The following is a 5,787-nucleotide window of genomic DNA, read 5'->3' as shown; positions in this document are numbered from 1 at the left end:
TTAATTAATTTAAAGTTAGACAAAGCTAAAAACGACTTAGAATTAATTAAAAGTGCGTATTTAAACGATTCTAATAACGGAACGGAAGATACTTCTCCAACATTCAAAGCATTTGAAGAAGGAAGTGAAACGATGAGTAAAGAAGCGAATTCGCAATTGGCTATTCGTCAAGAAAAATTCATTCGTGATTTAAAAAACGCATTAATTCGTATTGAAAATAAAACATACGGAATATGCAAAGTTACCGGAAAATTAATCAATAAAGAGCGCTTAAAAATTGTTCCTCACGCCACAATGAGCATTGAAGCTAAAAATTTACAGCGTTAAAAAACGTTACTAAATATAAAAACGCTCCTTTTGGGGCGTTTTTTATTCGTTAAAATTGTTACTTTTGCACAAACATTAAAAAATGAACCTAAGAAAAGCCTATTTATTTGTATTTCTAATTTTACTTATTGATCAAGCAAGTAAAATTTACATCAAAACAAATTTTTATATCAACGAACAAGTAAAAGTGTTCGATTGGTTTAGAATTTACTTTGTGGAAAACGAAGGAATGGCTTGGGGCGCTGAAATTCCTGGTGATTATGGTAAATTATTTTTAACCCTTTTTAGAATTGTTGCTGTTGGAGGAATTTCTTGGTGGCTGTACGATTCTATAAAGAAAAAATTGTCAAATTATCTAACTTTTGCCATCACATTAATTTTAGCAGGTGCTATTGGTAATATTATCGATTCTGTTTTTTACGGCGTAGTTTTTAACGATAGTTACAGTCAAGTAGCTACAATGTTTTCCGATAAACCATATGGTACATTGTTTCACGGGGAAGTAGTTGATATGTTTTATTTTCCAATAATTAAAGACTTTCCAATGCCCGAGTGGGTGCCATTTATTGGTGGAAGACCTTTTACCTTTTTCAACGCTATTTTCAACGTAGCCGATGTAGCTATTTCTACAGGATTTGGAATTTTAATTGTATTCAACAAAAGATGTTTTAACTAAAAACAAAACATAATTTTCTGTTATTTTAATTCTTATTTATTCCTATTTTAAATAATCATATCGTAAATTTGCATCAAATACTTATGATATGTTCGATGTTCAGAAAATAAGAGCGCAGTTTCCTATATTGTCACAAAGCGTTAACGGAAAACCTTTAGTGTATTTTGATAATGGTGCGACTTCTCAAAAACCTCAAGTTGTAATTGATAGTATTGTAGATTATTATTCCAATTATAATGCAAATATTCACCGAGGGGTTCATACATTGAGTCAATTGGCTACAGATGCCTATGAACAAGCTCGATATAAAATCCAAAAGCATTTTAATGCGAAACAGCCGTTTGAAATCATTTTTACATCAGGGACAACCGAAAGTATTAATTTAGTTGCTAATGGTTTTGCCTCTTTAGTAGAAAAAAACGATGAAATTATTATTTCAGCATTAGAACATCATAGTAATATTGTGCCTTGGCAAATGTTGTGCGAAAAAACGGGCGCGGTTTTAAAAGTGATTCCAATGGACAGTAATGGCGAGTTAATTATGTCGGAATACGAGAAGTTACTTTCCAATAAAACCAAATTAGTTTGTTGCAATCACATTTCAAACGCATTAGGAACGCTAAATCCAATTGAAGAAATCATTAAAAAAGCACATTCCGTTGGGGCAGCAGTTTTAATTGACGGCGCACAATCTTGTCCGCATTTACAACCTGATGTTCAAGCTTTAGATGTTGATTTTTATGTAACTTCTGCTCATAAAATGTGTGGTCCAACAGGTGTTGGAATGTTATATGGCAAAGAAGAATGGTTACGCAAATTACCACCCTACAAAGGCGGCGGAGAAATGATTGCGACCGTGACTTTCGAAAAAACAACTTATGCAGATTTACCTCATAAATTTGAAGCAGGAACACCAAATATTTGCGGTGGAATTGCTTTTGGAGCGGCTATTGATTATATGAATGAGGTTGGTTTTGACAACATCGCCAAACACGAACACGAATTATTAGTTTATGGCACACAAAAGTTAAATGAAATTGAAGGCGTAACCATTTACGGCCCTTCAGATTTAACTAAAAAAGCTTCAGTAATTTCTTTTAACATCGAAAACATTCACCCGTATGATATTGGCACGATTATAGATAAATTAGGTATAGCGGTACGAACGGGTCATCATTGTGCACAACCGATTATGGATTTTTTCAAAATACCAGGAACGTTACGAGCCAGTTTTGCCTTTTATAATACCAAAGAAGAAATTGATATATTTGTAGCAGCTGTTAAAAAAGCTAAAATGATGTTATCGTAACTAAAACCATAAAAATGAAAAGATTTTTAATTTTATCAACTTTAATCCTTACCGTTTTGGCGTGTAGTGGTTCAAAAAATTTTAGCAAAAACGATGTGCTAACCATTTTTTATGAAGCAAACACCAGAGGTTTTTTTCTTGCGATAAAAGTTGAGAATCAAGTGCTTTATACATCTAATGAGCGAGATTTTAAAGAATATTCAAATAAAATTGAAATTTCAGATACAGATTGGAAAGAGATTTCTGCATTAGCCAAAGCGGTCGATTTAGAAAAGGTAAAAGACTTAAAGTGGCCAACAGAAAAAAGATATTACGACGGTGCAGCATTTGCTAATATTATTTTCGAAGCAAAAGGCATTAAATATCCAGCTAATGGTTTCGATCACGGTTTTCCTCCTGCAGAAATAGAAAAATTAGTTACTAAAATTACGAACCTTGCAGAAAAAAAATAATGAATATTAAAGAAATACAAAACGAAATTGTTTCCGAATTCTCTATGTTCGATGATTGGATGGAGCGTTACGAGTACATCATTGAATTAGGAAAAGGCTTACCAATTATTGAAGAGCAATTCAAAACAGAAGATAATATTATTAAAGGTTGTCAATCTAAAGTATGGGTTCACGCTGAAGAAAAAGACGGGAAAGTCGTTTTTTCAGCCGATAGCGATGCTATTTTAACGAAAGGAATAATTGCTATCCTAATAAGAGCTTTTTCGAACCAAACTCCGGCAGAAATTTTAGCTGCCAATACTGATTTTGTAGATGAAATTGGATTAAAGGAGCATCTATCGGCAACTCGTGCAAACGGCTTGGTTTCGATGATTAAAAAAATAAAAATGTATGCTTTAGCATTTGAAGCAAGAAATTAAGTGATGATTTGACCATATAAGGAGTATAAGAAAGTATAAGCCAAATAAAACGATTAATTAAATGGACATTACTAGAAGTTATTTAAAAGATTTAGTTTACAAAGTTAATGGAGCTGCGATTGAAGTTCATAAAAACCTTGGGCCAGGTCTTTTGGAAAGTGTTTATCATAAATGTATGTTACATGAGTTGAAATTGAGAGGAATTAAATTTCAATCTGAAGTTATTGTACCTATAAATTATAAAGGACTGGATGTTGAGGCTGAATTAAGATGTGATATATTGGTTGAGGATATATTAATAGTTGAATTAAAATCGGTTTCAGAAATTAAGCCAATATTTGAAGCACAAATTTTAACTTATATGAATTTATTTAAATCCCCAATGGGCTTATTGATCAATTTTAATGTAACTCACATTTTTAAAGAAGGACAAAAAACATATATAAACAAATTATATAACGAACTTTGGGAATAATACTTATACTCCCTTATATTCCTTATATGGTATAAAAAATTAAAAAATGGAAGAATTTAAAGACGAAATAAACTTAGGCGAAAGCGTAGTAACTGCATTAAAAGGAATCTATGATCCAGAAATTCCAGTAGATATTTATGAATTAGGTTTGATTTATGATGTGATGATTAACGAGGATAATGAAGTTAAAATTTTAATGACGTTAACTTCGCCAAATTGTCCAGTTGCCGAATCGTTACCAAAGGAAGTGGAAGAAAAAGTTCAAAAAATTGATACAATTAAATCTTGTGAAGTTGAAATCACTTTTGATCCACCGTGGAGTAAAGATTTGATGAGCGAAGAAGCTAAATTAGAATTAGGAATGCTTTAATTAATAGTCTGAAAGCCAAAAGTTTGAAAGTCTTAAAGTTTATAATTTAACTTTTGACTTTCGACTTTTGACATTACGACTTTTTGACTAAAATGAGTGAAATAGTAAATAAAGTGGCTAATAGTAGCTTAATGGTTTTCGATTTAGAAGATTATTATCCGGATAGTAATGTGATAGCAGTTGATGTTTCGCAATGGTTGTTTGGTGGTGTTATTTTAAAAGAAACCGAATTTAGAGTGCAATTAAAAACTACCGATTGGTCTGTTTATGAAGATAAATACGTGGCATTATATTGTTCAGAAGACGCAATATTACCCGCTTGGGCGTATACATTAGTAGCGGTGCATTTAGCGCCATTTGCTTTAAAAGTAATTCAAGGCTCTAAAGAGTTGGCAATTATCGATTGGTATCAAGACATTTTAAACAAATTAGATTATACCGAATTCTTTGAAAAACCTGTTATTTTAAAAGGTTGTTCTAAAAAGCAAGTGCCAAATGAAGTGTACACTTTGGCTATTCAAAAATTAATGAAAGTAGCAAAAAGCATTATGTTTGGTGAAGCGTGTTCCGCAGTGCCTTTATTTAAAAAGAAGTAATTACAAAATTAAAAGTATAAAAAACCCAGTCAAGTATTTAATTGACTGGGTTTTTGCTTTTATAAATGTTGTGAGATTCTTTCAGAATGACAAACGTTGTGAATTTTTAGATTTTCTATTTTGGATTTTCTATTTTGGAATCTAATTTTCCTCTTCCTCAATTACATCTTTGTAATCTGGATATAAAAATTTATTATACGGAAAACGACTGATATGAATACTTCGCACCGCTTCATAAACTTTTTCTCTAAAAGCTTCAAAGTTTTCTTTTTCGGTTGCCGATATAAAAAGCGTGTTGTTTTCGCCTAAATTACTCATCCACGTTTTTTCCCAATCTTGAAGTGAGAAATTTTTTGATGTTTTTTCAATAGTTTCGTCGCTTTCATCAATTTTCACATATTTATACGCGTCAATTTTATTAAAAACCATAATTGTTGGCTTATCGGCACTTTTGATGTCTAATAAAATTTTATTTACAGCAGCAATATGATCTTCAAATTCAGGATGAGAAATATCTACCACGTGTAAAAGTAAATCGGCTTCTCGAACTTCATCTAACGTACTTTTAAAAGAATCTACCAATTGTGTAGGGAGTTTTCTAATAAAACCAACCGTATCGGAAAGCAAGAAAGGTAAATTTTTAATAACCGTTTTTCTAACCGTAGTGTCAAGGGTAGCAAAAAGTTTATTTTCTACAAATACTTCACTTTTTCCAACGGCATTCATTAAAGTTGATTTTCCCACGTTGGTGTAACCCACTAAAGCCACTCGAACCATTGCGCCACGATTCCCTCTTTGGGTTGACATTTGCTTGTCTATAACCTTAATTTTTTCTTTCAGTAATGAAATTCTATCTCTTACAATTCGTCTATCGGTTTCAATTTCTGTTTCCCCAGGACCACGCATACCAATTCCACCTCGTTGACGTTCTAAGTGCGTCCACATTCCTGTTAATCTAGGTAATAAATATTGGCATTGTGCTAATTCTACTTGTGTTCTGGCATAAGACGTTTCGGCACGTTGTGCAAAAATATCTAAGATTAAATTGGTACGATCTAAAACTTTACAATCTAATTCTCTTGTGATGTTTTTTTGTTGAGAAGGTGTTAATTCATCATCAAAAATTACCGAATTGATATCATATTCTTTGATGTATGTTTTAA

The 5,787-nt window shown here is 32.0% G+C and carries 9 protein-coding genes; 8 read left to right on the top strand and 1 reads right to left on the bottom strand.

The annotated features are described in order from the left end of the window. From ACIQ11_RS08460 to ACIQ11_RS08425, 8 genes are all read left to right on the top strand, one after another. A partial coding sequence (locus ACIQ11_RS08460; protein ID WP_396154218.1) for a TraR/DksA family transcriptional regulator occupies window positions 1–327 on the top strand: 327 nt, incomplete at its 5' end. A gap of 82 nt (window positions 328–409) precedes the next feature. Beyond that, window positions 410–1,003, top strand: coding sequence for a lipoprotein signal peptidase (locus ACIQ11_RS08455; protein ID WP_396154217.1), 594 nt, complete (start codon window positions 410–412; stop codon window positions 1,001–1,003). A gap of 88 nt (window positions 1,004–1,091) precedes the next feature. Next, on the top strand, window positions 1,092–2,312 hold the full coding sequence (locus ACIQ11_RS08450) for an aminotransferase class V-fold PLP-dependent enzyme (protein ID WP_396154216.1): 1,221 nt from the start codon (window positions 1,092–1,094) through the stop codon (window positions 2,310–2,312). Window positions 2,313–2,326: 14 nt separating this feature from the next. Next, window positions 2,327–2,764, top strand: a complete 438-nt coding sequence (locus tag ACIQ11_RS08445) for a hypothetical protein (RefSeq protein WP_396154215.1) — start codon at window positions 2,327–2,329, stop codon at window positions 2,762–2,764. Then, window positions 2,764–3,183 (top strand): SufE family protein, encoded by a 420-nt coding sequence (locus ACIQ11_RS08440; protein ID WP_396151041.1) that lies wholly within the window; start codon window positions 2,764–2,766, stop codon window positions 3,181–3,183. Before ACIQ11_RS08445 ends, ACIQ11_RS08440 begins: the two co-directional genes overlap by 1 nt. A 61-nt stretch (window positions 3,184–3,244) precedes the next feature. Further along, entirely contained in the window at window positions 3,245–3,658 is a 414-nt protein-coding gene (locus tag ACIQ11_RS08435) for a GxxExxY protein (protein WP_353078630.1), read from the top strand. A 46-nt stretch (window positions 3,659–3,704) separates the two neighbouring features. After that, window positions 3,705–4,028 (top strand): SUF system Fe-S cluster assembly protein, encoded by a 324-nt coding sequence (locus tag ACIQ11_RS08430; RefSeq protein ID WP_353078632.1) that lies wholly within the window; start codon window positions 3,705–3,707, stop codon window positions 4,026–4,028. A 92-nt stretch (window positions 4,029–4,120) separates the two neighbouring features. After that, entirely contained in the window at window positions 4,121–4,624 is a 504-nt protein-coding gene (locus ACIQ11_RS08425; RefSeq protein WP_396154214.1) for a DUF2480 family protein, read from the top strand. A gap of 141 nt (window positions 4,625–4,765) precedes the next feature. Here the strand turns inward: ACIQ11_RS08425 and hflX are convergent. Beyond that, on the bottom strand, window positions 4,766–5,787 hold a 1,022-nt coding region (hflX, locus tag ACIQ11_RS08420), incomplete at its 5' end, for a GTPase HflX (protein ID WP_396154213.1).

Origin of the sequence: Flavobacterium sp. (assembly GCF_044361065.1) — a bacterium.
Classification (GTDB): domain Bacteria; phylum Bacteroidota; class Bacteroidia; order Flavobacteriales; family Flavobacteriaceae; genus Flavobacterium.
The sequence above is the reverse complement of the archived record's forward strand: the minus strand, read 5'-3'. Positions and strand labels throughout refer to the sequence as shown.

Bases quoted from the DNA above. Each gene is read 5' to 3' on its own strand.
- ACIQ11_RS08435 (WP_353078630.1), top strand. From the start codon at position 3,245: ATGGACATTACTAGAAGTTATTTAAAAGATTTAGTTTACAAAGTTAAT.
- ACIQ11_RS08450 (WP_396154216.1), top strand. From the start codon at position 1,092: ATGTTCGATGTTCAGAAAATAAGAGCGCAGTTTCCTATATTGTCACAA.
- ACIQ11_RS08455 (WP_396154217.1), top strand. From the start codon at position 410: ATGAACCTAAGAAAAGCCTATTTATTTGTATTTCTAATTTTACTTATT.
- ACIQ11_RS08445 (WP_396154215.1), top strand. From the start codon at position 2,327: ATGAAAAGATTTTTAATTTTATCAACTTTAATCCTTACCGTTTTGGCG.
- ACIQ11_RS08430 (WP_353078632.1), top strand. From the start codon at position 3,705: ATGGAAGAATTTAAAGACGAAATAAACTTAGGCGAAAGCGTAGTAACT.
- ACIQ11_RS08440 (WP_396151041.1), top strand. From the start codon at position 2,764: ATGAATATTAAAGAAATACAAAACGAAATTGTTTCCGAATTCTCTATG.
- ACIQ11_RS08425 (WP_396154214.1), top strand. From the start codon at position 4,121: ATGAGTGAAATAGTAAATAAAGTGGCTAATAGTAGCTTAATGGTTTTC.